Origin of the sequence: Pseudomonas viciae, from assembly GCF_004786035.1 — a bacterium.
GTDB classification, from domain to species: Bacteria; Pseudomonadota; Gammaproteobacteria; order Pseudomonadales; family Pseudomonadaceae; genus Aquipseudomonas; species Aquipseudomonas viciae.
Genome location: NZ_CP035088.1, coordinates 425,658 through 449,213 on the forward strand (window position 1 = coordinate 425,658; position 23,556 = coordinate 449,213).

Here is a 23,556-nt window from a genome sequence, read left to right on the forward strand (position 1 = left end):
GTCAGTTGCTTTGCGTCGCGAGCAAGCTGCCTCGCCACGTGTTGCCGCTTTTTCGGTGCTTAGACTTTGAAACGTCCTACCAGCGTCTGCAGATGAATCCCCAGCCGCGCCAGTTCGGCGCTGGAGGCGGCGGTTTCTTCACTGGATGCCGCGGTCTGTTCGGACACATCGCGAACATTCACGACACTGCGGTTGATCTCTTCGGCCACGGCGCTCTGTTGCTCGGCCGCGGCGGCGATCTGTTGGTTCATCGACTGGATGGCCGAGACCGTGCGGGTGATGTTTTCCAGTGACCCGCCGGCGCGGCGGGTCAGTTCGACACTGCTGTCGGTCAGGTTGCGGCTGTTGTCCAGGGTGGTCGCGACTTGTTCGGTGCCCGATTGCAGGCTGCCGATCAGCGCTTCGATTTCTTCGGTGGACTTCTGGGTACGCTGGGCCAGGCTGCGCACCTCGTCAGCCACCACCGCAAAACCACGCCCGGCTTCACCGGCACGAGCCGCCTCGATGGCCGCGTTGAGAGCCAGCAGGTTGGTTTGTTGGGCCACGGACTTGATCACGTCCAGCACGCTGCCGATCTTGTCGCTTTCGCGTTTGAGATGACCCATCGCTTCGGTGGAGTTGCCCACTTCCTTGGACAGGCGTTCGATCTGGGCGATGGCTTCGCCCACCACTTTTTCGCCTTCGCGAGCTTGTTGGTCAGCTGCGACGGCCGCTTCGGAGGCTTCCTCGGCATTACGTGCCACTTCCTGCACTGTGGCGGTCATTTCGTGCATGGCAGTGGCGACCTGGTCGGTTTCCACTTTCTGGCTGTTGACCCCGGCGCTGGTCTGTTCGGTGACGGCCGAGAGCTGTTCGGCGGCGCTGGCGATTTGCGTGACGCTTTCGCTGATGCCGCCGATCAATTGGCGCAGGCCCACGGTCATGCTCTGCATGGCACGTTGCAGTTGGCCCAGTTCGTCGCGGCGCTCGGAACTGAGGTTGTGGGTCAAGTCACCTGCCGCCACGCGTTCGGCGACCTTGAGGGTCTGCTCCAGCGGGTTGACGATCTGTCGGGTGATCGCCATGGCTGCGATCACCCCGAACAGCAGGGCCAGCGCGGCGGCCGAGATGAGGAAAATGTTGGCTTGGGTTGCATCATGGTCGCGCACGGCCGTCTGGGACAGGGTGAGGTTTCCGCTGGCCTCGCGTAGCACAACCCCCAGGTCGGACATGCGCTTGATGGCGGCAGCGTTGGCGGTCTGGGCGTCATGGAACTGGCTGACCGCAGCACGATAGGTCTTGAACGATTCGCTGGCCTGTTGCAGGTTGGCGGCGTGCTCATCGGGCAGTTGGGCCGGCAGGCTGCCGAGGGTTTTCAACGCGTTATCGATGGCATCCAGGGCCGGTTGCTCGGCCTCGGCCTTGCCGCTGTAGGTATAGCCGCGAACCTGATAGCGGGCTTGCTGGATTGCCTTGCTCAGGTTTACCACGCTGTCGAACTGAGCAACGTTGTCGCTTTGCCGAATGGCGTTTTCAACGTTGGCGACGCGGGCCACGGCGTTATCGGCGTTGGCGCCCAATTTGCTGCGCGCATCCTCACGACTGGCGGTGGCGCGGATCAATTCGGCGACGGCAACTCTGTACTCGGCGACCGCCGCCAGTTGCTTGTCGATGATCGCCACGTCGGCCGGTTGCTCGATCAATTGGCGGGCGGTCTGTAGCCCAGGCTCCAATTTACCGAGGAGATCGTTGATGTCACCTGGGCCCTTTTCGCCGCGGGTCGCGTCATAATCCATGCGCGCCGAGCGCAGGTCTTTGGTCAGGTCGTTCAGGCTGGCGATGAACCCCAGCGTGTCGCCGCGTGCAATTACATTGCTCAGGCCGGTCCATCCGGTGAAAGCGATCATCAAGGTTAGGAACAGCACCAGACCGAAGCCGAAGCCGAGTTTGCGATTAACGCCTACGTTATCTAGCCATCGGAACATGCTGATACTCCCTTGAAGGGCGGAACTGCTTTGTATAAGCACTATCGGCCCATCAGGGGGTAACTGGAGAAATGAGTTAGATGAGTTTGGAATACCGTGGCAAGCCACTGGATCAGAACAGTCGTGCGAGCAGTGCTGTAACCGCGGTCTCGACCCGCAGGATCCGATCGCCCAGTTGCACCGGCTGCAGGCCTGCCTTGGCCAGCAGGTCGATCTCGTAGGGAATCCAGCCACCCTCCGGGCCGATCGCCAAGGTGACTGGCTCCGCCAGTGCTCGGGGACAGGGCGGGTAGTTGCCGGGATGACCCACCAGGCCCAAGGTGCCATCGACGATGGCGGGGAGGCGGTCTTCGACGAAGGGTTTGAAGCGCTTCTCAATGACGATTTCCGGTAACACACTGTCCCTGGCCTGTTCCAGGCCCAGAATCAGTTGCTCGCGAATGGCTTCGGGTTCCAGGAAGGGGGTCTGCCAGAAGCTCTTTTCCACGCGGTAGCTATTGACCAGCACCACGCGGGGCACGCCCATGGTGGCGATGGTCTGGAACACCCGGCGAAGCATTTTCGGGCGAGGCAGCGCCAGCACCAGTGTGAGCGGCAGTTTGGCCGGCGGTGGCTGGTCGAGGGTCACTTGCAGTTCGGCTTCGCGGGCTTCCAGGCGCAGCACCTGGGCCGTGCCCATCAAGCCGCCAATGCGTCCGACCCGCAGGCTGTCGCCGACAGCGCTGCGATGGACTTCCTGCATGTGGGTCAATCGACGATCGCTCAGCACGACCCGGTCAGGCCCAATGAAGTCGGCCTCTTCGAGCAGCAGCAGGTTCACGCTTGGGTCGCTGGCGGCTGGTCGTTGTGATCGTCGGCCGCTGGCTCTTGCGGGTCTTCGCTGCGCTTGCGGATCAGGCCACCGAACAGGATGCCAATCTCGAACAGCAGCCACATCGGCACGGCCAGCAGGGTCTGGGAAAAGATGTCCGGCGGGGTCAGGATCATGCCGACCACGAAGCAGCCGATGATCACGTACGGACGGATTTTCTTCAGGTACGCAACGTTGACCACGCCGATCCACACTAGCAGTACCACCGCTACGGGAATTTCGAACGCCACGCCGAAGGCGAAGAACAGCGTCATGACGAAATCCAGGTAGCTGGTGATGTCGGTCATCATCTCCACGCCCGCAGGGGTGGCGGCGGCGAAGAACTTGAAGATCAGCGGAAACACGAAGAAATAGGCGAAGGCCATGCCGGTATAGAACAAAAGGATGCTGGACACCAGCAGTGGCACGGCGATGCGTTTTTCATGTTTGTACAGGCCGGGTGCGATGAACCCCCAGATCTGGTGCAGGATCACCGGGATCGCCAGGAACAGCGAGACCATCATCGTCAGCTTCAGCGGCGTCAGGAACGGCGACGACACATCGGTGGCGATCATCGTCGCGCCGACCGGCAAATACTCACGCAGAGGCGTGGAGACGAAGGTGTAGATCTGCTGGGTGAAGGCAAACAGCCCGGCGAAGATGACGAAAACCGCCGCGACACAACGCAGCAGGCGGGTGCGCAACTCGGTGAGGTGCGATACCAGCGGCATTGGCTGGTCGTTCTCTGGGATATTGCTCATGGGGCTCGCGGCGGCAATGTAGGGTCGTTAGGAACGGCTGGCGTTGCCACCGTCGGGGCTGGCTCCAGCGGTTTCGCGGGCTCGGTTGTCGCGGGTTCGGCCACCACCGGTGCCGTGGTATTCACCGGCGCCTGGGGAGCAATCGTCGGCTGCGCCGCAGGCTGGACCGGGGTCGGTTCCTCCTGGGCCGGCGTGAAGATTTTCCGCGCTTCCTGCTCCAGGGACAGGATGTGTTCGTTGTGAAGCTGCCGACGGATGTCGTCGGCACCGATTTCACGTTCAACTTCCTGTTTGATCGCATTGAAGCTGCGCTTCAGACGCCCGATCCATAGACCAGCAGTGCGCGCAGCACCCGGCAGGCGCTCGGGGCCCAGCACCAGCAAGGCGACGAGGCCGACGAGCAGCAGTTCAGTGAAGCTGATCCCAAACATTAGTCAGTGCTCACGAGTCTTTGCGGACGGGCTCTTCGACTTTTTGTGCCTGCACGTCGATGGTGTGCGGCGCATTTACAGGCTGGGCGGCCTGAGGGGGGACCGGTTGGGTCGGCTGCGCCGATTGAGCAGGAGCGGCTGTCGGATCGGTCGGTTTTTCGTCATCGTTCATGGCTTTGCGAAAGCCCTTGATCGACTCACCGACGTCGGTGCCGAGGTTTTTCAGTTTCTTGGTGCCGAACACCAGGACCACGACAACCAGAATGACGACCCAGTGTTTCCAGTCAAAAATACCCATGTGGCTATTCCTCTTGTAAGTTGATCAGGCGGACGGACGCGAGGCTTTCTCGACGTGTCCGGATAGACCGAAACGACGGTCCAGTTCATCCAGTACGGCCTGCGGGTGCTGCCCCAGTTGGGCGAGCATGACCAGGCTGTGGAACCACAGGTCGGCGGTCTCGTAGATCACGTCGCTGCAATCGCCGCTTATGGCGGCGTCCTTGGCGGCGATGATGGTCTCCACGGACTCTTCGCCGACTTTCTCCAGAATCTTGTTCAAACCCTTATGGTACAGGCTGGCGACATAGGAACTGTCGGCCGCGGCGCCCTTGCGCTCTTCCAGCACCTGGGCCAGGCGGATAAGGGTGTCACTCATGGGTATGTCCTGAATAAATGGCATGCGGGTCCTTGAGCACCGGGTCGACGGTTTTCCAGTCGCCGTTCTCGAAGACGCGATAAAAGCAGCTTTGACGGCCAGTGTGGCAGGCAATTTCACCGACTTGTTCGACCATCAGGATGATGACGTCGCCGTCGCAATCCAGGCGCATCTCGTGCAGATGCTGCACATGCCCGGACTCTTCACCTTTGCGCCACAGCTTGCCACGGGAACGTGACCAATAGATGGCGCGGTTCTCGGCGGCGGTCAGGGACAGCGCTTCGCGGTTCATCCAGGCCATCATCAGCACGCGCCCGGTCTTGTGATCCTGGGCGATGGCCGGCACCAGGCCGTCAGCGTCCCATTTGATCTCGTCCTGCCAGTTTTTCATCTTCGACTCCGACAATGGGCCGCGCACTTCAAGTCGGCGGGCCCAGCGTTGAAACAGTGTGCCAGCGCGAACCGGTGCTGGCTATCGGCGAACGACCAGATACAAACCGACGATTATCATGATACCGGCCGGCCAGTGCCCCAGTTGGCTCAACGGTCCACCAGTCGCCAATACCGCCCCGCCCCCCAGGTGAGCCGCACCCAGCAGGCGCAGGAGCCAGTCGTCCCGGCGCTTATGCCAGGGTGGCGCAGGATCGTGGGCATGCGGCTGGGACATGCGTTCGAGCAGGTCGCGGGTCATGTTGGCCAGGTGCGGGATCTGCTCGAACTGGCTCTGCACGTTGCCCAGTAAGGTGCGCGGGCTGACGCGCTCACGCATCCAGCGTTCGAGGAACGGCTGGGCGGTGTTCCACAGGTCCAGGTCCGGGTACAGCTGGCGCCCGAGGCCCTCGATGTTCAGCAGGGTTTTCTGCAGCAGCACCAGCTGTGGCTGAACCTCCATGTTGAAGCGCCGTGCGGTCTGGAATAGGCGCATCAGCACTTGGCCGAAGGAAATATCCTTTAACGGTTTTTCGAAAATCGGTTCGCATACGGTGCGGATCGCCGCTTCGAATTCGTTGAGCTTGGTCTCGGCCGGCACCCAGCCGGAGTCGATGTGCAGTTGTGCGACACGCCGGTAGTCGCGCTTGAAAAAGGCGAACAGGTTGCGCGCCAGGTAATCCTGGTCTTCGGGGGTCAGGCTGCCGACGATGCCGCAGTCAATCGCAATGTATTGCGGGCTCCACGGCTGCACGGTGCTGACGAAGATGTTGCCGGGGTGCATGTCGGCGTGAAAGAAGCTGTCGCGAAACACCTGGGTGAAAAAGATTTCCACGCCGCGCTCGGCCAGCAGTTTCATGTCGGTGCGCTGGTCGGCCAGGGTCGCCAGGTCGGTGACCTGGATGCCGTAGATGCGCTCCATCACCAACACTTTCGGGCGGCACCAGTCCCAGTAGACTTGCGGCACATAGAGCAGCGGGGAGCCTTCGAAGTTGCGGCGCAACTGGCTGGCGTTGGCGGCTTCGCGCAGCAGGTCGAGCTCGTCGTAGATGGTCTTTTCGTAATCCTGGACCACGTCCACCGGATGCAGCAACCGTGCGTCGGCCGACAGCCGCTCGGCGGCGCGGGCGAGGATGAACAGCCACGCCAGGTCCTGGGCGATGATCGGCTTGAGGCCCGGGCGGATGACCTTGACTACCACTTCTTCGCCGCTCTTGAGCTGCGCCGCGTGAACCTGGGCCACGGAGGCCGAGGCCAGGGGCTCGACGTCGAAACGGCTGAAGACCTCGCTGATCTTCTTGCCCAGTTGCTCTTCGATCAACGCCACCGATACCTTGGAATCGAACGGTGGCACGCGGTCTTGCAACTTCATCAGCTCATCGGCGATGTCTTCAGGCAACAGATCGCGCCGGGTCGAGAGGATCTGTCCGAACTTGATGAAGATCGGGCCCAGGTCCTGCAGGGCCAGGCGCAGGCGCGCGCCGCGGCTCAGCTCCAGCGTTCGGCGGGGAAACCAGCGCCACGGCAGCACGAAGCGCAGTGCCAGGAGAAACCAGGGCAGCGGCAGGGCGAACAGCAGGTCATCGAGGCGGTAGCGAATCACGACGCGCTGGATGCGCAACAAACGGCGGACGGCAAGCAGCTTCATGCGTTATCGCTTGGTTTCAAGGGTTCGGGAAAGGCGCTCGAAACGCGCCTCGAGACGTTCCAGGTCAAGTTTGATCTGGTCCAGTTCATTAAAACGGGCTTGCGCTTCGCGTTGACCTACGAGAGTACGCGATTCTTCGGCCAGGTATTCACTCAGATTCTGCCCCAGGCTGGCGAAGCCCTGGCGATACCAGCGGCTGCGGCTGCGCAGATGACCGCTTAGCAATTGTGTGGCCACCGGACCGATCCAGCGGGACACTTCGTATTCCCAATCCAGCTCCAGGTCCTGGAGAATCGCCGCCAGTTCCAGCAGCACGCCGCTGTCGCCGTCGAGCTCCACGTCGGGGCTGTGCAGCACCGCGGTCTTGTCCTTGCTCAGGGCCAGGCTCAGCAGGCTCGACGCCGGGGCGCGCAAGGTGCAGTCCGCTTCGGCTGCCCAATGCGCGGCGAGCAACAGGCCTTCGTCGCTGGGCAGGATGAACAACTGCAACGCCGGACTACGGCAGTCGAGGGCAATCACTTTGCCGCTCAAGTGCGCCAGGCGCGCTAGCGCCGTGCTGTCCAGGCGCAGCACGCGGTTGATACCGAGTTCGACGCTGGCGAGCAGGCCGGTGAGCAGCATCAGGGTTTGATACCGCGGTGCAGGGCCACGATGCCTGCGGTCATGTTGTGGTAGGTCACGCGGTCGAAACCGGCCTCGACCATCATCGATTTCAGGGTTTCCTGATTCGGGTGCATGCGGATCGATTCGGCCAGGTAACGATAGCTTTCCGAGTCGTTGGTGATCAGCTTGCCCATCAGCGGCATGAACGCGAATGAGTAGGCGTCGTAGGCCTTGGACATCAGCGCGTTGGTCGGTTTGGAGAATTCCAGCACCAACAGGCGGCCACCGGGCTTGAGCACCCGCAACATCGAACGCAGGGCGTCTTCCTTGTGGGTGACGTTGCGCAGGCCGAAAGCGATGGTCACGCAGTCGAAATGGTTGTCGGGGAACGGCAGTTTTTCAGCGTCCGCCTGGACGAACTCGACATTGCCGGCCACACCCAGGTCCAGCAGGCGGTCGCGACCGACCTTGAGCATGGACTCGTTGATGTCGGCGAGCACCACCTGGCCGGTCGGCCCGACGATGTGGGAAAACTTCTTCGTCAGGTCGCCCGTACCGCCGGCGATATCCAGCACACGATTGCCGCTGCGCACGCCCGACAGTTCAATCGCGAAACGCTTCCACAGACGGTGCATGCCGCCCGAGAGCAGGTCGTTCATCAAGTCATACTTGGCGGCTACCGAGTGGAAAACCTCAGCGACTTTTTCCGCCTTCTGGCTTTCCGGCACGTTCTTGAAGCCGAAGTGAGTGGTGGGTTCGGCATCGCTGCCTTTGCGCTGATCAGTCATATCGCGGTCACCAAAAAAGAATGCGGGACATTCTAATCCCGGTGGAGGGCTTTGTCTTGGCAAGGCTGCAGGTAAGATGAGCCATCGCCGGGACGTTTTGACGCAGCCTTGGTCTGAAACGTACAGGCAAGTCTCGATAAAACAGGAGTCATCAGATGGCCCGTATAACGGTTGAGCGTGCCCATGAGTTGGGCAAGGAAGCGGCACGTGAGAAAGCCGACAAGTTGGCGCAGAAGCTGTCCGACAGCTATGGCCTGGAGCCGCAGTGGGTGGGCGATACCTTGAAACTCAAGCGTTCCGGGGTCAAGGGCGAAGTGCATGTGGGCGAGGATTCGATCCGCGTCGATGTAGAGCTGGGCATGTTGATGTCGGCCATGAGCGGCACGATCAAGGCGGAAATCGAAAAGGCGTTGGATAAGGCGTTGGCCTGATTGGATGGAAGAGTGGGTGGATACAACGCTTAATTTCACCACCTACTCTGTGGGAGCGGGCTTGCTCGCTCCCACAGAGAAGTCATCGCCAATAGGATGTCTGTCAGTTGTTAGGGTGCCCTTTCTAAATATTCTCACTACTTTGTGCCTGAGCCCGTCCGTGTGCGGGCAGTTCCTCAAACCTGTTTTCGAGTGAGGTGCACCATGGCCAAAGTTATTCTGAAGAAAAAAACCGACGTTGAATCTTCCACGCTCAGCGACGTGAAAACGTACGCGCGCAAGATCTGGCTGGCGGGCCTGGGCGCCTACACCAAGGTCGGGCAGGAAGGTACCGAGTACTTTCAGGAGCTGGTAAAAGCTGGCGAAGTTATTGAAAAAAAAGGCAAAAAGAACATTGCCGGAAAACTTGAAGCAGCCAACAGCGAGTTGAGTGAAGTCAAGACAGACGTCAATACTTTCAAGGCCCGGGTTGAAGTGCAGCTCGATAAAGTCGAGAAGGTATTTGATGCCCGTGTTGCAAGTGCCTTGAATCGTATCGGCATTCCGTCTAAACATGACGTTGAGACACTCTCTGCTAAGCTCGATGAGCTGACAGCATTGCTCGAACGTGTCGCGCGTAAACATTAAGGAGAACGGGATGGCTGGTAAAAAAATCACCGAAAAAGAAGGCAGCTCGTGGGCTGGGAAGATTGAAAAATACTCCCGCAAAATCTGGCTTGCTGGTTTAGGCGTGTACTCGAAGATCGACACTGACGGCAGCAAGCTCTTCGAGGCCCTGGTTAAGGACGGCGAGAAGGCCGAAAAACTCACCAAGACGGCGGTCGGCAAACAAGTCGATGCGGCCAAGGACTCTGCCGAGTCCGCCAAGTCGCGAATTGGCGGCGTGAAGGATCGGGCACTGGGCAAGTGGGACGAATTGGAAGGGGCTTTCGACAAGCGCCTGAACAGTGCGATCTCGCGTCTGGGCGTGCCGAGCCGCAATGAAGTCAAGGCGCTGCACAGCAAGGTCGATACCCTGACCAAGCAGATCGAAAAACTCACTGGGGCCAAGGTCGCACCGGTAGCGACCAAGACAGCAGCAGCCAAGCCGGCCACCAAAGCGGCGGCCAAGCCACTGGTCAAGGCCGCGGCAAAAGCCGTCGCCAAACCGGCGGCAAAAGCAGTGGCCAAGCCAGCGGCTAAAACCGCTGCTGCCAAGCCTGCCGCGAAAGCTGCTGCCAAACCGGTAGCGGCCAAGCCCGCGGTCAAAGCGGCAGCCAAGCCAGCCGCTAAAACTGTGGCGGCCAAACCTGCTGCGGCCAAACCTGCAGCGAAACCAGCCGCCAAGCCTGCGGCAAAAGCGGCTGCCAAACCTGCCGTGGCGAAAAAACCGGCGGTGAAAAAACCGACCGCGCCAAAAGTAGCTGCACCGAAGGCGCCGACCGCGGCCGCCAAGCCGGTGACCCCGACGAGCACAGCGAACTCCGCCGCAGCTCCGACCCCAGTCGCCACTCCGACTACCGCGCCGGCTCCATCGACGCCTCCCACCCAGTCCTGATTTTTAAGGACACGCAAAAACGCCCGGCCTGTGAAGGTCGGGCGTTTTTATTTGAGTGTGCGTTTGAATGTACAGCAGATCCAAATGTGGGAGCGGGCTTGCTCGCGAATGCCGAGTATCAGCTACATCACTGCTGACTGACACTGCGCATTCGCGAGCAAGCTCGCTCCCACAGGTTACTTATTCGTGCTCTTCCAAGTACCGCAATGCCAGTCGCTCGGTCGCCACCTTGGTCGCTGGCGGGAGGTGCGGGGCCACCAGCATCATGATCTGGTAGACCACCAGCCGGACTTCGCCCTCGCGATCGAGGATCCGCTGATAGTCCAGCGAGAACAGCAAGGTCATGGTGATCTGTTCGACCAACTGTCCCAGCGCCTGGGTGTCGCTGACCAGCATGCCCTGGGCCTTGAGCTGCGCCAGCAGCGATGCCAGGGTGCGCTTCAGGGCATTGAGCAACTGACGGATGCCCTTGGCCAGTTTCGGCAGGCGCCCGGCCAGGTTCGACAGGTCCTGGAACAGAAACCGGTACTGCGCCAGGCGCTCGACGATCAGGTGCAGGAATAGCCAGTAGTCTTCCGGCGCCAATTGCACATCGGCGGGTGGGTCCAGCAGTGGTGCCAGCTCGGCCTGGAATCGCTCGAACAGCCCGAGGATCAGCGGTTCCTTTCCATGAAAGTGGTAGTAGAGGTTGCCGGGGCTGATGCCCATTTCGTTGGCAACTTCCATGGTGGAAACATTCGGTTCGCCCTTGTCATTGAATAACTGCAGGGCGCATTCAAGGATGCGGTCGCGGGTTTTCATCCGGTCTTCTTAGTGATGGAGTCGTGCCACGACCGCCAACCCGGTCGTGGAGTGAGGCGTTCAGCGCACGCGCACATAGGTTCCGGGAGCCGCTTCCTGGGGTGGGTAGTTGGCGTTGCCCAGGGTCATCAGGGTTTCATGCTGGGCACCGGAGCGTTCCTGGATCCAGCTCAGCCATGGGGTCCACCAACTGCCGTCGACGTGCTTGGCGTCGTAGTACCAGGCCCGTGGATCGCTGCTCAGTTTCGGGCTTTCAACGTAATTGGCCTTGGGGTTGTTCGGCGGGTTGAGGATGCTCTGGACGTGACCGCTGTTGGACAGCACGAAGCGCCGTTCGCCACCGAGTAGCAGCGTCGAGCGATATACCGCATCCCACGGCGTGATGTGGTCGTTGATACCGGCCACGCTGAAACTGTCCACCGTCACTTTCTGCAGGTCTATCGGCGTGCCGCAGACCTCCAGGCCGCCAGGGTGGGTAAGGGGGTTGTGCTTGAAGAAGTCCAGCAGGTCGCCGTGCAGGGCTGCTGGCAGCCGGGTGCAGTCGTTGTTCCAGTAGAGGATGTCGAAGGCTGGCGGTTCCTTGCCCAGCAGATAGTTATTGATGAAGTACGTCCAGATCAGGTCGTTGGGGCGCATCCAGGCGAATACCCGGGCCAGATCGCGGCCATCGAGGATGCCTTTCTGGTAGGAGCGCCGTTTGGCGGCTTCGAGGGTCTGCTCATCGATGAACAGCGTGGCGGGGCTGTCGATCTGGCTGTCCAGCAGGCTCACCAGGTAGGTGGCGCTCGCCACCCGGCGTAGCTGACGTTTGGCTTGCAGGTGGCCTTGCAGGGCTGCAATGGTCATTCCGCCGGCGCAGGCACCCATCAGGTTGACCTCGCGGGCCCCCGTGATCGCCCGGCAGACGTTCATGGCCTCTTCCGTGGCCTCGACGTAGCTGGACAGGCCCCATTCGCGGTGGCGCACGTCAGGGTTGCGCCAGCTGATGATGAACACCTGCAAGCCGTTTTTCAGGGCGTACTGGACGAAGCTGTTGGAGGGGCTCAGGTCGAAGATGTAGAACTTGTTGATCTGCGGCGGCACGATCAGCAGTGGTTTGGCGTACTGCTTTTCGCTCATGGACTTGTACTGGATCAGCTCCAGCATCTCATTGCGAAACACCACCGCGCCGGGGGTGGTGGCCAGACTCTTGCCGACTTCGAAGGCATGGGGCGTGGTTTGTCGCGGCAAGCCGTCGTTGTGCAGCAGGTCGTCCACCATGTGGCTGATGCCACGCACCAGGCTGCTGCCGCCGGAGTTGAACAGTTCCTTGAGTGCCAGCGGGTTGAGCAAGGTGTTGGAGGGCGATACGGCGTCATTGAGCAGGGCGAAGGCAAAATGCGCGCGGGCACGGTCATCCGGGTTCATGTCGCTTTCGTCGATCCAGCTGCAGACCTGTTTCTGCCAGCTCAGGTATGCCTGCAGGCTGCGGCTGTAGAACGGATTGAGCTGCCAGGTGGGATCGGCGAAGCGCTGGTCGTTGGGGTTGGTAGGGTGCAGGGTTTCTCCCAGCAGCACACGGCCCAACTGGCTGCCCAACCGCAATGCATGCCGGGCGCTGTGAATTGGGTTGCGCAAGCCGTGTGCGGCTACGCTGCGCAAAGTAGACAGCAGGTCCCTGCCGCGCAGGCCAGTGATTGCACTTTGTGCATTGATGAAGTTGGCAGGGGTGGGCATGGAGCCCTTCGCCGGTTTGTCGCGCATGAGTCAACTCCTTCGTCATCAAGCTAAAAACAAACACACCGAACCAGACAACATAGTCGCTGTTTCGGGTTGTTGCGCGATCCGGCGTCCTGCCAGGCGCTATGGGTGGTGTCAGCCACCACCCTGTGGCGCGGGATGCGGGTGCATGACCGCGCGCTGACGTTCTTCCTCCAGAAACTTCATGATGATCGGTGCCACGGCCTCGGCCCGGGTAATCAGGAACAGATGGCCATCATCGATAATGTGCAGCTGGGCGTTGGGAATGCGCCAGGCCAGCATGCGCATGTTGATCAGCGGGATCAGCGGGTCATCGTCGCCGGCCAGCACCAGGGTCGGCTGGTGGATCTTGTGCAGCCAGTGGATGCTGGTCCAGCCCAGGCCGGCGAACAGTTGCCAGTAATAACCGAGCTTGCCCGCCGAACGGACCTTGGCCGCGTGACTGGCCGCCAGGCTCGGGTCGCGACGGAACGAGCCGCCGTAGATCAGCGGGGCGATACGCATCACATGGGATGGCTGAACATAGCGCCGGGGGCTGGCCATCATCCACAGCACTTTCGGCTTGCCCGGGACCATCACCGCTCCGGCGGCGGTGGCCGCCAGTACCAGTTTCTTGCAGCGCTCAGGGTAGTCATAGGCGAACTGCTGGGCCAGGGCACCACCCCAGGACACACCGATCACGTTGACCTGCCCATAGTCGAGGTAATCGAGCATGCGCGCGGTGAGTTTCGCCAGGCCTGGAAAGCGATACGGCCGGTTGGGCGTCGACGAACCGCCGACACCGGGCACATCGAAGGCGATGACTTCCAGGTCCGGGTCCAGAGCCTCGATGAACGGGAATACCAGTTCCAGGTTGGCGCCGATGCCATTGAAAATCAGCAGGGGCGTCAAGTGAGGCTTGCCGGGACGTACCGCGGTGCGCAAGGTCTGGCCATCCAGATCGACGGTACGGAAAATGTACGGTTGCGGCATGCTTCAAGCCCTGTGGGTCATGTCTCGGTTTACCTGTGTTCGATCTGTCAGACCGAGTCGCTGCCTTCGCGAGCAAGCCCGCTCCCACATGGGGTTCGGTGTGAACATGAGTTTCAGGTTCGCGGTCGATCCAAATGTGGGAGCGGGCTTGCTCGCGAAGACGGCCCTGCATTCAACATCAATGTCGGCTGCCGGAATGCTTTCGTGAGCAAACCCACCCCTATACCAAACAACTTGCATCCGTTACCGCTCATGCACATAAGTGCCGGGCGCCGCTTCACCGGCCGGATAAGCCTTGTTGCCCAACACGGTGGGGGCTTTCTTCAGTTTGCCCGAGCGCTCGGCCTGCCAGGCCTGCCAGTGCAGCCACCAGGAGTCAGTGTGCTTGGTGGAGTTCTCCTGCCAATCCTCGGCCTTGGCTGGCATGTCTTCGCTGGTCATGTAGCGTGACTTGGGATTGCCCGGCGGGTTGAGGATGCTCTGGATATGACCGCTGCTCGACAGCACGAATTCCACTTTTCCACCAAACAGCTGCGCCGACTTATAGCAGGACTTCCACGGTGTGATGTGGTCGTTGGTGCCCGCCAGGGAAAAGATGTCGGCAGTGACCTGCTTGAGGTCGATCGGCGTGCCGCACACTTCCAGTGCATTGGGTCGGATCAACGGGTTGTTTTTGAACATCTCGATGAGGTCGCCGTGGAACGCTGCCGGCAGCCGCGTGGTGTCGTTGTTCCAGAACAGGATGTCGAATACCGGCGGCTCGTTGCCCAGCAGGTAGTTATTGACCCAGTAGTTCCAGATCAGGTCGTTGGGGCGCATCCAGGCGAAAACCTTGGCCATGTCGCGGCCCTCGAGCACGCCGGCCTGGTAAGAGTGACGCTTGGCCGCTTCCAGGGTCTGTTCGTCGACGAACAGCGCAACGTCGGTGTCCAGGGTGGTGTCGAGCACGCTGACCAGCAGGGTCAGGGCGTTGACCTTCTTTTCGCCGAGGGCGGCGTAGTGACCCAGCAACGCGGTGCAGGTGATACCGCCCGAGCAGGCGCCCAGCATGTTCACGTCCTTGCTGCCGGTGATGGCCGTGACCACGTCCACCGCTTCCTTGAGCGCCTCGATGTAGGTCGACAGGCCCCACTCACGCTGTTCCTTGGTGGGGTTGCGCCAGCTGACGATGAAGGTCTGTACGTTGCTGCGCAGGCAGAACCGCGCCAGGCTCTTGTCCGGGCTGAGGTCGAAGACGTAGAACTTGTTGATCTGCGGCGGTACCACCAGCAGCGGGCGCTCGTGGACCTGCTCGGTGATGGGGCGGTACTGGATCAGTTCCAGCACATCGTTGCGAAACACCACGGCGCCTTCGGTCACGCCCAGGCTCTTGCCGACTTCGAATGCGCCCATGTCGACCTGGCTCGGCATGCCGCCGTTGTGCACCAGGTCCTTGGCCAAGTGGGACAGACCGTCCAGCAGGCTCTTGCCACCGGTTTCGAAGAAACGCTTGACCGCCGCCGGGTTGGCTGCCGAGTTGGTCGGGGCCATGGCTTCGGTCATCAGGTTGATCACGAAATGCCCGCGGCTGATGTCCGCCGGCGAGAGGTTGCTGTCGTCGATCCAGGCGTGCAGCTCCTTGCGCCACGCCAGGTAGGTTTGCAGATAACGTTTGTAGAGCGGGTTCTGGCTCCACGCCGGGTCGGCGAAACGACGGTCATCGCTCGAGGGTTGCAGTGCGGATTTGCCGAACAGGACGTTCTTGAGTTCTACGCCGAAATGGGCGACGTGCTTGACGCTGTGCAGCGGTTGCTTGATGGCCTGGGTCAGCACCATTCGGGCAGAGGCCAGCAGATCTTTTCTGCGCAAGCCGACGACAGGATTCAACCCCAGGGTATTTTCCGAGGCCTGGTACTTCAGGTCATCGTTGTTCTTGTTGCTCATCTACGACGCTCCATTGTCCTTCAGACGAGTACCCGGACTGTGCCGTAAAGCCACACAGCCAATTCCAGGTACGCTGCTCGGGTGACCGTTAATTCCGCATCGAGGCCAATGAGGAAACTTGTGCAAGGAACTCGACGGTTCCTTTGCAGGGAACTTGCCAGCTCCATTGGTTACCCGAGTTTAATTTTTTTCGCAAGCAGGCCAGTCATTGACGTTGCCGCGCGGGCATTCAAGCAGATGAGTCTAGAAAATTCGCCCTAAAGCGCCAGCCCTTGAGTTAGAGCATTAGCTTGACGACAGATTCGTTCGGGTCACGGGTTTTTCCGGCTGCCTTGAGCTCCGCAAGATAATCGTTCCACAAGTCTTGCTGGCGTACCGCCAACTGATAGAGATAGTCCCAGGTGAACAGTCCGCTGTCGTGGCCGTCGTCGAAGGTCAGTTTCAGTGCGTACTGGCCGGCCGGTTCAACCTTGCTCAGGCCGACGTTGAGCTTGCCGTATTGCAGGATGGGTTTGCCATGGCCCTGGACCTCGGCGGAAGGCGAATGCACCCGCAGGAATTCGGCGGGCAGGTGATACTCCTCGTCCGGCGCGTATTTCAGCGTCAGGGTTTTGGAGGCTTTGTGCAGGTTGATGGCGGTGGGGAGTTTGGTCATGGCTTCTGATCCGTCTCTGAAGGGAGCCTTGATCTATAAAACGACACAGTCAAATGTGGGAGCGGGCTTGCTCGCGAATGCGCAGTGTCAGTCACAGCAATGTTGACTGTTACACCGCATTCGCGAGCAAGCCCGCTCCCACAGGTCTGCGTTCGCCTGTAATTGCTCCTTACAGGATATACCGCGACAGATCTTCGTTCTGTGCCAATTCACCCAGGTGGCTGTTGACGTACTCGGCGTCGATCAGGATCGGCGCTTCGTTGTGAGTGCTGGCCAGGTCGCCAGCGCTGAACGACACTTCCTCGAGCAGGCGTTCGAGCAGCGTGTGCAGGCGACGGGCACCGATGTTCTCGGTCTTCTCGTTGACCTGCCAGGCGATCTGCGCCAGGCGCTTGATACCTTCCGGGGTGAACTCGATGTTCAGGCCCTCGGTCTTGAGCAGCGCGCAATACTGTTCGGTGAGGGAGGCATGGGGTTCGCTCAGGATGCGTTCGAAGTCTTCCGGCGTCAGCGCCTTGAGTTCGACACGAATCGGCAGGCGGCCTTGCAGCTCCGGCACCAGGTCGCTCGGCTTGCTCAGGTGGAACGCGCCGGAAGCGATGAACAGGATGTGGTCGGTCTTGACCATGCCCAGCTTGGTGTTGACCGTGCAGCCTTCGATCAGCGGCAGCAGGTCGCGTTGCACACCTTCACGGGAGACATCGGCGCCGCCGACATTGCCGCGTTTGGCGACCTTGTCGATTTCGTCGATGAACACGATGCCGTGCTGCTCGACCGCCTCCAGCGCCTTGGCCTTCAACTCTTCTTCGTTGACCAGGCGGCCGGCTTCTTCATCGCGCACCAGTTTCAGCGCGTCCTTGACCTTGAGCTTGCGGCTTTTCTTCTTGCCCTTGCCCATGTTGGCGAACAGGCTTTGCAACTGGTTGGTCATTTCTTCCATGCCCGGCGGCGCGGAAATATCGACGCCGGCCATTTCGGCCACTTCGATCTCGATCTCCTTGTCGTCCAGCTGACCTTCGCGCAGGCGCTTGCGGAACAGCTGGCGGGTGTTGGAGTCCTGGGTCGCGGCGGAGTCGGCGTTGAAGCCCATGCGCGCCGGCGGTAGCAGGGCATCGAGGATGCGCTCTTCGGCGGCGTCTTCGGCGCGGTGGCGAACCTTGGTGATTTCCTGTTCGCGCAGCAGCTTGATGGCGGCATCGGCCAGGTCACGGATGATCGATTCGACGTCGCGACCGACATAACCGACTTCGGTGAACTTGGTGGCTTCGACTTTGATGAACGGTGCGTTGGCGAGTTTGGCCAGGCGCCGGGCGATCTCGGTTTTACCGACACCGGTCGGGCCGATCATCAGGATGTTCTTGGGGGTTACTTCGACGCGCAGTTCTTCGGGCAGTTGCATCCGACGCCAGCGGTTACGCAGGGCGATGGCGACGGCGCGCTTGGCATCGTCCTGGCCGATGATATGGCGGTTGAGTTCGTGGACGATTTCGCGGGGAGTCATGGACATAATAATTGGCGGTCCTCAAGCAAGAATGAGCCGTGGCGTTGAGCCGAAACAGGCTTATTCCGCGAGATCCTGCTCCTCAATGGTTTGGGTGTGGTTGGTGAAGACACAGATGTCGCCAGCAATGCCCAGGGCAGTCTCGACGATTTCACGGGCTGACAGGTCAGTCTTTTTCAACAGGGCGCTGGCCGCGGCCTGGGCGTAGGCGCCGCCGGAGCCCATGGCGATCAGGCCATCCTCGGGCTCAACGACGTCGCCGTTGCCGGTGATGATCAGCGAGGCGTCTTTGTTGGCGACTGCGAGCATGGCTTCGAGGCGGCTCAGGGAGCGGTCGGTGCGCCACTCCTTGGCCAGTTCCACGGCGGCACGGACCAGATGACCCTGGTGTTTCTCCAGCTGGCCTTCGAAACGTTCGAACAGGGTGAAAGCGTCGGCGGTGGCCCCGGCGAACCCGGCGATGACCTCGCCGTGATATAGGCGGCGGACTTTCTTCGCGTTGCCTTTCATCACGGTGTTGCCCAGTGAAACCTGGCCGTCGCCGCCCATGACGACTTTGCCATGACGGCGGACTGAAACGATGGTGGTCAAGGGAGAGTCTCCACGCAGCGGGGCGAAAATGCCCGGATGGAACTCATATGGGGGTGGCGCGGGTTTTTTCAACTGTGGGGCGGGGGAGGGGACGAGTGGTGCGAGTCACGTAGGAGCTGCCGAGCGGAGCGAGGCTGCGATCTTTTGATCTTAATCTTCCGCTCGAGACTCAAGCTAAAAGGGAAAGATCGCAGCCTCGCTCCGCTCGACAGCTCCTACAGGCCCAGCGGGAGCAAGCTCCCTCGCCACAAAAAAACCATAACCACAGGTGTTCTCGGCAGAGATCAGCGACTCTGGCGTTGTTGTAACAACAGGTTACTGAAGCCGCTGCCGGCCAGTTGTTTCTGGGCCTTGGTCAGCTCTTCGCGGTTGCTGAACGGACCGACCAGTACCCGGTACCAGGTTTCGTCCTTCACAGTCCCGGACTCCACCGCCACCGACTGACCCAGCAAAATGATCTGCGCCCGAACCTTGTCCGCATCGGCTTCCTTGCGGAACGAACCGGCCTGGAGGAAGAACTTCGTTACCGGCGCGGCCTTCTGCACCGGTGGGGCCGGTGGCGGCGTAATGCCGGCCAGTGCCGCCTGGGCGCGGGCGGTGTCGATTTTCGCCGCTTCCGCCGGGGTCACTGGGGTGGTGGGCACTTGCGGTGTCGGCAGGGTTTTCTCCGGCACTGCGTCGGGCGGCACGATGACTTCCGATTCCGGCAGCAGGGTGTAGAAGTCGTATTTCGGCTTCACCGGTTGCGTCGGGCTCGGCGGGGTCTTGTTGGCCTCGGCGATGCGCGTGGCTTTCTGCTGCTCTTGCCGGACGCGCTTGACGTCATCGCCCTGGCCTGGGTCCAGTTTCATCAGGAACACAATGAAAGCGCCAACGGTCAGGCCGATGGCCATCCACAACCAGCCCGGAATCGGCTTTTTGGCCGGGGCCTGGTAACGACTGGCGCCGCGCTTGGGTGCAGGTTTTTTCTTGGCAGCCAACTTACATGCGCTCCAGGGTTTCCAGGCCCAGCAGTTCCAGGCCTTGCTTGAGCGTACGCCCGGTCAGCGCGGCGAGGCGCAGGCGGCTCTGCATTTGCTCTGGGGTTTGGGCGCTGAGGATCGGGCAGTTCTCGTAGAAGCTGGAGAACAGGCCGGCGACATCGTACAGGTATGCGCACAGCGTGTGCGGCGTGCCCTTGTCGGCGACGTTGTTCAGCACTTCACCGAACTGTGCCAGTTTCGCGGCCAGCTCCTGCTCGTGAGCGGCCTCAAGTACGATCTGGCCGTCCACTTCACTGAAACTCTTGCCGAGCTTGCGGAACACCCCTGCCACGCGGGTGTAGGCGTACAGCAGGTACGGCGCGGTGTTGCCTTCGAAATTGAGCATCTGGTCGAAGTTGAAGCTGTAGTCGCTGGTGCGGTGTTTGGACAGGTCGGCGTATTTCACCGCGTCGATGCCCACCACCTTGGCGATCTTGCGCAGTTCGTCCTCGGCCAGCTCCGGGTTCTTGCCCTTGACCAGGGTGTAGGCGCGGTCCTGGGCTTCGGTCAGCAGGTCGATCAGCTTCACCGTGCCGCCGTCACGGGTCTTGAACGGACGACCGTCGGCACCGTTCATGGTGCCGAAGCCCATGTGTTCCATTTCCATCGGATGGGTCACGAAGCCGGCCAGGCGCGCCACTTCGAACACTTGCTGGAAGTGCAGGGCCTGACGCTGGTCGACGAAGTACAGAACCCGATCGGCCTTGAGCACGCGGTTGCGATAGCGCACGGCCGCCAGGTCAGTGGTGGCATACAGGTAGCCGCCGTCGGCCTTGACGATGATCACCGGCAGTGGCTCGTCGTCGGCGGTCTTGAACTGGTCGAGGAACACGCATTGGGCGCCGTTGCTTTCCACCAGCATGCCCTTGGCCTTGAGGTCGTTGACCACGTTGATCAGGTCATCGTTGTAGGCGCTTTCGCCCATCACGTCGGCCATGGTCAATTTGACGTTCAGCAGCTCGTAGATTTTCTGGCAGTGAGACAGGGAGATGTCCTTGAACTTGCTCCACAGCGCCAGGCACTCGGCGTCGCCGGCCTGCAGCTTGACCACCAGGCCACGGGCACGGTCGGCGAACTCGGGCGACTCGTCGAAGCGTTGCTTGGCGGCGCGGTAGAAGTTCTCCAGGTCCGACAGCTCATCGCTGGTAATCGGGTTTTCCTGCAGGTAGGCCATCAGCATGCCGAACTGGGTGCCCCAGTCGCCAACGTGGTTCTGGCGGATCACCGTGTCGCCGAGAAACTCCAGGACCCGGGCCACGCCGTCGCCGATGATGGTCGAACGCAGATGACCGACGTGCATTTCCTTGGCGAGGTTGGGCGCCGAGAGATCGACCACGGTGCGCTGCAACGGGCCGGCCTTGCGCACGCCGATGCGCGCGTCGGCCAGGGCCGCGTCCAGGCGCGAGGCCAGGGCCTGGGTGTTCTGGAAGAAATTGATGAAGCCTGGGCCGGCAATGTCTGCCTTGCTGACGTTATCGTCGGCGGGCAGCGCGGCGATGATTTTCTCCGCCAGGTCCCGCGGTTTCATGCCGGCCGGTTTGGCGAGCATCATCGCGATGTTGCTGGCAAAGTCGCCGTGGGTCTTGTCGCGAGTGTTTTCGACCTGAATCGCCGGCGACAGGCCTTCTGGCAGCACACCTTCAGCGACGAGTTGGGTGATGGCTTGCTGGATGAGCTGGCGAATGGTGTCTTTCATGGTCTTCTCTTTCAACCGCAGGCGCGGCGGCGCTTCGATGCGCTGGTGGAAAAACTGGGCATTATCCGTGGCGAAGGCGGGCTTGCCAACTGTAGCGGGTCGGGTGGGGATATGTGGTGACTATTCTTGGTGGCCTGGATGCACTCGGTCCACAGGGGGCAAAGCTTGCGCTCTGCTCAATCAATACAAATCCACCGGATCCACATCCAGCGACCAGCGCACCGCCCGCCCGCTGGGCATCTGTTCCAACAGTAGCAGCCAGGCACTCAATAGCCGATGCAGCGGCGCCCGGGCATTGGCCTGTAATAAAAGTTGTGCCCGATAACGTCCGGCCCGCCGTTCCATCGGAGCTGGCACCGGGCCCAATAGTTCGATGCCGGTGAGATTCTGTTGCGCGAGCAAACGCTCGGCCTCGCTGCAGGCCTCGTCGAGGAACGCTTCCGCTTGCCCCGGCTTGTGGGCTTCGGCCCGCAACAACGCCAAGTGCGCAAACGGCGGCAAGCCGGCGCCGCGCCGTTCGCTCAAGGCCTGCTCGGCGAAGGCGAAGTAGCCTTGCTCGGTCAGTTGGATCAGCAGTGGGTGGTCCGCCAGATGGGTCTGGATAATCACTTTGCCCGGCTCCTCGGCCCGCCCGGCGCGCCCGGCGACCTGGACGATCAACTGGGCCATGCGCTCGCTGGCGCGGAAGTCACCGGAGAACAGGCCGCCGTCGGCGTCGAGGATCGACACCAGCGTGACCCGGGGGAAGTGATGCCCTTTGGCGAGCATCTGCGTGCCCACCAGGATGCACGGCTGGCCCTTCTGGATCGTGGCGAACAGCTGGTTCATCGCATCCTTGCGCGACGTACTGTCGCGGTCCACCCGCAGTACCGGGTAATCGGGAAACAGGATGCCCAACCGCTCTTCGGCGCGCTCGGTGCCGGCGCCGACCGGGCGCAAGTCGACTTTGCCGCATTGCGGGCAGTGCCTGGGCACCCGCTCGGCGTGGCCGCAATGGTGACAGCGCAGTTCGCCATGACGCTGATGCACGGTCATCCGCGCATCGCAGCGCTCGCAGCCGGACATCCAGCCGCAGTCATGGCACAGCAGGGTTGGGGCGAAACCCCGGCGGTTGAGAAACACCAGGACCTGTTGCCCGGCCGCCAGGGTCTGCCCGATGGCCTGTTGCATCGGCCCGGAAATGCCGCTGTCCAGCGGACGGCTTTTCACATCCAGGCGCAGGAAGCGCGGCTGCTTGGCACCGCCGGCCCGTTCGTTGAGGCGCAGCAGCCCGTAGCGGCCGGTGTAGGCGTTATGCAGGCTTTCCAGGGACGGTGTCGCCGAACCGAGGACGATGGGGATGTTTTCCTGGCGGGCGCGCACCAGCGCCAGGTCGCGGGCGTGGTAGCGCAGGCCTTCCTGCTGTTTATAGGAGCCGTCGTGTTCTTCGTCGATGATGATCAGACCGGGGTTTTTCATCGGTGTGAACAGTGCCGAGCGGGTGCCGATGATGATGTCGGCCTCGCCGTCCCGGGCGGCGAGCCAGGCTTCCAGGCGTTCGCGGTCGTTGACCGCCGAGTGCACCAGGGCGATCCGGGCGTTGAAGCGTTGCTCGAAGCGCGCCAGGGTTTGCGGGCCGAGGTTGATTTCCGGAATCAGTACCAGGGCTTGCTTGCCGGCTTCCAGGGTCTGGCGGATCAGCTGCAGATAGACTTCGGTCTTACCGCTGCCGGTGACGCCCGCCAGCAGAAAGGCGTGATAACTGTCGAAACCTGCGCGAATTGCCTCGCAAGCGGCCCGCTGCTCAGCGTTGAGCGGCAGTTCCGGCTGGGCCAGCCAATGTTCATGGCGCAGGCCCGGGGCATGCCTGCGCACTTCTACCTGGACCAGGTCCTTGGCCAGCAGCAGATCGAGGCTGTCCTTGCTGAGCATCAGTTTGCTCAGCAACTGATGGGCCACGCCGTGGGGGTGCTGGGCCAGAGTCGCCAAGGCCTCGCGCTGGCGCGGGGCGCGGGCGATGCGCGGGTCGTCCATCGAAGCGCCCGGCGCCACTGACCAGAACCGCTCCTGGCGCGCCTCGGCCGGTTCGCCCTGGCGCAGCAGCACCGGCAGCGCCCAGCTCAGCGTGTCGCCGAGGCTGTGCTGATAATACTGGGAGGTCCACAGGCACAGCTTGAACAGCGCCGCGGGCAGCGGTGGCGTGGCATCGAGCAGGGCCAGGGCCGGTTTGAGCTTGTCGGCCGGCACTTCGCTGTGGTCGGTGACCTCCACCAGAATTCCGATCATTTCCCGTCGGCCGAATGGCACCCGCAGACGCATGCCCGGGTGCAACTGGGCGCGCAGGACCCCGGCCGGGGCGCGGTAGTCGAACAGGCGGCGCAGGGGCGAAGGCAGGGCGAGGCGCAGGATGGCGTCGGGCACGCGGGGGATCTCGGTAGGCGGACAAATTCGCAGGGCTGAGCGCGATTCAATGTGGGAGCGAGCTTGCTCGCGATTAGCGGTGGGTCAGTCACGGTGATGTCGATTGTACCGTCGCTATCGCGAGCAAGCTCGCTCCCACAGGGATTGTGCTTGAGGGC

The 23,556-nt window shown here is 61.6% G+C and carries 22 protein-coding genes and 1 pseudogene; 3 read left to right on the forward strand and 20 right to left on the reverse strand.

Annotation, left to right across the window (positions count from 1 at the left end):
• Positions 1 to 59: 59 nt before the first annotated feature.
• The 10 genes and pseudogenes from EPZ47_RS01900 to ubiE all read right to left on the reverse strand — a co-directional run bounded on the left by EPZ47_RS01900 (position 60) and on the right by ubiE (position 8,129).
• Positions 60 to 1,964 carry a methyl-accepting chemotaxis protein gene (locus EPZ47_RS01900; protein WP_135843286.1) on the reverse strand — a complete coding sequence of 635 codons (1,905 nt, stop codon included), beginning with the start codon at positions 1,962 to 1,964 and terminating at the stop codon, positions 60 to 62.
• A gap of 112 nt (positions 1,965 to 2,076) precedes the next feature.
• Positions 2,077 to 2,784 carry a 16S rRNA (uracil(1498)-N(3))-methyltransferase gene (locus tag EPZ47_RS01905; protein WP_135843287.1) on the reverse strand — a complete coding sequence of 236 codons (708 nt, stop codon included), beginning with the start codon at positions 2,782 to 2,784 and terminating at the stop codon, positions 2,077 to 2,079.
• A complete protein-coding gene (gene tatC, locus EPZ47_RS01910; RefSeq protein ID WP_135843288.1) occupies positions 2,781 to 3,575 on the reverse strand; it encodes a twin-arginine translocase subunit TatC in 795 nt (264 codons plus the stop codon). The genes EPZ47_RS01905 and tatC overlap by 4 nt, the downstream gene beginning before the upstream one ends.
• Positions 3,572 to 4,006, reverse strand: a complete 435-nt coding sequence (tatB, locus tag EPZ47_RS01915; protein WP_135843289.1) for a Sec-independent protein translocase protein TatB — start codon at positions 4,004 to 4,006, stop codon at positions 3,572 to 3,574. The genes tatC and tatB overlap by 4 nt, the downstream gene beginning before the upstream one ends.
• A 10-nt stretch (positions 4,007 to 4,016) precedes the next feature.
• Entirely contained in the window at positions 4,017 to 4,304 is a 288-nt protein-coding gene (locus EPZ47_RS01920; protein WP_135843290.1) for a twin-arginine translocase TatA/TatE family subunit, read from the reverse strand.
• 24 nt (positions 4,305 to 4,328) lie between these two features.
• Positions 4,329 to 4,661, reverse strand: a complete 333-nt coding sequence (locus tag EPZ47_RS01925; RefSeq protein ID WP_134922501.1) for a phosphoribosyl-ATP diphosphatase — start codon at positions 4,659 to 4,661, stop codon at positions 4,329 to 4,331.
• Entirely contained in the window at positions 4,654 to 5,052 is a 399-nt protein-coding gene (gene hisI, locus EPZ47_RS01930; protein WP_135843291.1) for a phosphoribosyl-AMP cyclohydrolase, read from the reverse strand. Before hisI ends, EPZ47_RS01925 begins: the two co-directional genes overlap by 8 nt.
• Positions 5,053 to 5,133: 81 nt before the next feature.
• Positions 5,134 to 6,738: a ubiquinone biosynthesis regulatory protein kinase UbiB gene (gene ubiB / locus EPZ47_RS01935; RefSeq protein WP_135843292.1), complete on the reverse strand. Its 1,605-nt coding sequence runs from the start codon at positions 6,736 to 6,738 to the stop codon at positions 5,134 to 5,136.
• Positions 6,735 to 7,359 (reverse strand): annotated as a pseudogene (locus EPZ47_RS01940) (ubiquinone biosynthesis accessory factor UbiJ). Before EPZ47_RS01940 ends, ubiB begins: the two are co-directional and overlap by 4 nt.
• Positions 7,359 to 8,129: a bifunctional demethylmenaquinone methyltransferase/2-methoxy-6-polyprenyl-1,4-benzoquinol methylase UbiE gene (gene ubiE, locus EPZ47_RS01945; RefSeq protein WP_003196937.1), complete on the reverse strand. Its 771-nt coding sequence runs from the start codon at positions 8,127 to 8,129 to the stop codon at positions 7,359 to 7,361. Before ubiE ends, EPZ47_RS01940 begins: the two are co-directional and overlap by 1 nt.
• A gap of 155 nt (positions 8,130 to 8,284) precedes the next feature.
• On the opposite strand from ubiE, the gene EPZ47_RS01950 reads away from it, so the two are divergent.
• From EPZ47_RS01950 to EPZ47_RS01960, 3 genes are all read left to right on the forward strand, one after another.
• Complete coding sequence (locus tag EPZ47_RS01950) at positions 8,285 to 8,560, forward strand: polyhydroxyalkanoic acid system family protein (protein WP_135843294.1); 276 nt, start codon at positions 8,285 to 8,287, stop codon at positions 8,558 to 8,560.
• A gap of 204 nt (positions 8,561 to 8,764) precedes the next feature.
• Entirely contained in the window at positions 8,765 to 9,187 is a 423-nt protein-coding gene (locus tag EPZ47_RS01955) for a phasin family protein (protein WP_135843295.1), read from the forward strand.
• Between the two features lie 10 nt (positions 9,188 to 9,197).
• Positions 9,198 to 10,097 carry a phasin family protein gene (locus tag EPZ47_RS01960; RefSeq protein WP_135843296.1) on the forward strand — a complete coding sequence of 300 codons (900 nt, stop codon included), beginning with the start codon at positions 9,198 to 9,200 and terminating at the stop codon, positions 10,095 to 10,097.
• Between the two features lie 180 nt (positions 10,098 to 10,277).
• Here the strand turns inward: EPZ47_RS01960 and EPZ47_RS01965 are convergent, their stop codons facing one another.
• From EPZ47_RS01965 to EPZ47_RS02010, 10 genes are all read right to left on the reverse strand, one after another.
• Positions 10,278 to 10,898 carry a TetR/AcrR family transcriptional regulator gene (locus EPZ47_RS01965; RefSeq protein WP_135843297.1) on the reverse strand — a complete coding sequence of 207 codons (621 nt, stop codon included), beginning with the start codon at positions 10,896 to 10,898 and terminating at the stop codon, positions 10,278 to 10,280.
• 60 nt (positions 10,899 to 10,958) lie between these two features.
• Positions 10,959 to 12,641 carry a class II poly(R)-hydroxyalkanoic acid synthase gene (gene phaC / locus EPZ47_RS01970; RefSeq protein ID WP_135843298.1) on the reverse strand — a complete coding sequence of 561 codons (1,683 nt, stop codon included), beginning with the start codon at positions 12,639 to 12,641 and terminating at the stop codon, positions 10,959 to 10,961.
• 111 nt (positions 12,642 to 12,752) lie between these two features.
• Positions 12,753 to 13,610, reverse strand: a complete 858-nt coding sequence (phaZ, locus tag EPZ47_RS01975; RefSeq protein ID WP_135843299.1) for a poly(3-hydroxyalkanoate) depolymerase — start codon at positions 13,608 to 13,610, stop codon at positions 12,753 to 12,755.
• Between the two features lie 243 nt (positions 13,611 to 13,853).
• On the reverse strand, positions 13,854 to 15,533 hold the full coding sequence (phaC, locus tag EPZ47_RS01980) for a class II poly(R)-hydroxyalkanoic acid synthase (protein ID WP_135843300.1): 1,680 nt from the start codon (positions 15,531 to 15,533) through the stop codon (positions 13,854 to 13,856).
• A gap of 277 nt (positions 15,534 to 15,810) precedes the next feature.
• The gene (locus EPZ47_RS01985; protein ID WP_135843301.1) at positions 15,811 to 16,188 is read right to left on the reverse strand and encodes a gamma-butyrobetaine hydroxylase family protein; all 378 of its coding nucleotides are present in this window, start codon (positions 16,186 to 16,188) and stop codon (positions 15,811 to 15,813) included.
• Positions 16,189 to 16,357: 169 nt separating this feature from the next.
• Complete coding sequence (hslU, locus tag EPZ47_RS01990; RefSeq protein WP_135843302.1) at positions 16,358 to 17,695, reverse strand: ATP-dependent protease ATPase subunit HslU; 1,338 nt, start codon at positions 17,693 to 17,695, stop codon at positions 16,358 to 16,360.
• 54 nt (positions 17,696 to 17,749) lie between these two features.
• Positions 17,750 to 18,280: an ATP-dependent protease subunit HslV gene (gene hslV / locus EPZ47_RS01995; RefSeq protein WP_003196958.1), complete on the reverse strand. Its 531-nt coding sequence runs from the start codon at positions 18,278 to 18,280 to the stop codon at positions 17,750 to 17,752.
• 284 nt (positions 18,281 to 18,564) lie between these two features.
• Entirely contained in the window at positions 18,565 to 19,260 is a 696-nt protein-coding gene (locus EPZ47_RS02000) for an SPOR domain-containing protein (RefSeq protein WP_135843303.1), read from the reverse strand.
• 1 nt (position 19,261) lies between these two features.
• Positions 19,262 to 20,998 carry an arginine--tRNA ligase gene (argS, locus tag EPZ47_RS02005; RefSeq protein WP_135843304.1) on the reverse strand — a complete coding sequence of 579 codons (1,737 nt, stop codon included), beginning with the start codon at positions 20,996 to 20,998 and terminating at the stop codon, positions 19,262 to 19,264.
• 180 nt (positions 20,999 to 21,178) lie between these two features.
• Positions 21,179 to 23,398 (reverse strand): primosomal protein N', encoded by a 2,220-nt coding sequence (locus tag EPZ47_RS02010; protein WP_135843305.1) that lies wholly within the window; start codon positions 23,396 to 23,398, stop codon positions 21,179 to 21,181.
• Between the last annotated feature and the right edge of the window lie 158 nt (positions 23,399 to 23,556).

What these genes read in the sequence shown, in the direction of transcription:
- hslU (WP_135843302.1), bottom strand. Translation starts at nt 17,695, where the DNA reads ATGTCCATGACTCCCCGCGAAATCGTCCACGAACTCAACCGCCATATC.
- EPZ47_RS01950 (WP_135843294.1), top strand. Translation starts at nt 8,285, where the DNA reads ATGGCCCGTATAACGGTTGAGCGTGCCCATGAGTTGGGCAAGGAAGCG.
- EPZ47_RS01925 (WP_134922501.1), bottom strand. Translation starts at nt 4,661, where the DNA reads ATGAGTGACACCCTTATCCGCCTGGCCCAGGTGCTGGAAGAGCGCAAG.
- EPZ47_RS01955 (WP_135843295.1), top strand. Translation starts at nt 8,765, where the DNA reads ATGGCCAAAGTTATTCTGAAGAAAAAAACCGACGTTGAATCTTCCACG.
- phaZ (WP_135843299.1), bottom strand. Translation starts at nt 13,610, where the DNA reads ATGCCGCAACCGTACATTTTCCGTACCGTCGATCTGGATGGCCAGACC.
- tatB (WP_135843289.1), bottom strand. Translation starts at nt 4,006, where the DNA reads ATGTTTGGGATCAGCTTCACTGAACTGCTGCTCGTCGGCCTCGTCGCC.
- ubiE (WP_003196937.1), bottom strand. Translation starts at nt 8,129, where the DNA reads ATGACTGATCAGCGCAAAGGCAGCGATGCCGAACCCACCACTCACTTC.
- EPZ47_RS01960 (WP_135843296.1), top strand. Translation starts at nt 9,198, where the DNA reads ATGGCTGGTAAAAAAATCACCGAAAAAGAAGGCAGCTCGTGGGCTGGG.
- EPZ47_RS01900 (WP_135843286.1), bottom strand. Translation starts at nt 1,964, where the DNA reads ATGTTCCGATGGCTAGATAACGTAGGCGTTAATCGCAAACTCGGCTTC.
- hisI (WP_135843291.1), bottom strand. Translation starts at nt 5,052, where the DNA reads ATGAAAAACTGGCAGGACGAGATCAAATGGGACGCTGACGGCCTGGTG.
- tatC (WP_135843288.1), bottom strand. Translation starts at nt 3,575, where the DNA reads ATGAGCAATATCCCAGAGAACGACCAGCCAATGCCGCTGGTATCGCAC.
- argS (WP_135843304.1), bottom strand. Translation starts at nt 20,998, where the DNA reads ATGAAAGACACCATTCGCCAGCTCATCCAGCAAGCCATCACCCAACTC.
- phaC (WP_135843300.1), bottom strand. Translation starts at nt 15,533, where the DNA reads ATGAGCAACAAGAACAACGATGACCTGAAGTACCAGGCCTCGGAAAAT.
- EPZ47_RS01920 (WP_135843290.1), bottom strand. Translation starts at nt 4,304, where the DNA reads ATGGGTATTTTTGACTGGAAACACTGGGTCGTCATTCTGGTTGTCGTG.
- EPZ47_RS01985 (WP_135843301.1), bottom strand. Translation starts at nt 16,188, where the DNA reads ATGACCAAACTCCCCACCGCCATCAACCTGCACAAAGCCTCCAAAACC.
- phaC (WP_135843298.1), bottom strand. Translation starts at nt 12,641, where the DNA reads ATGCGCGACAAACCGGCGAAGGGCTCCATGCCCACCCCTGCCAACTTC.
- EPZ47_RS01965 (WP_135843297.1), bottom strand. Translation starts at nt 10,898, where the DNA reads ATGAAAACCCGCGACCGCATCCTTGAATGCGCCCTGCAGTTATTCAAT.
- ubiB (WP_135843292.1), bottom strand. Translation starts at nt 6,738, where the DNA reads ATGAAGCTGCTTGCCGTCCGCCGTTTGTTGCGCATCCAGCGCGTCGTG.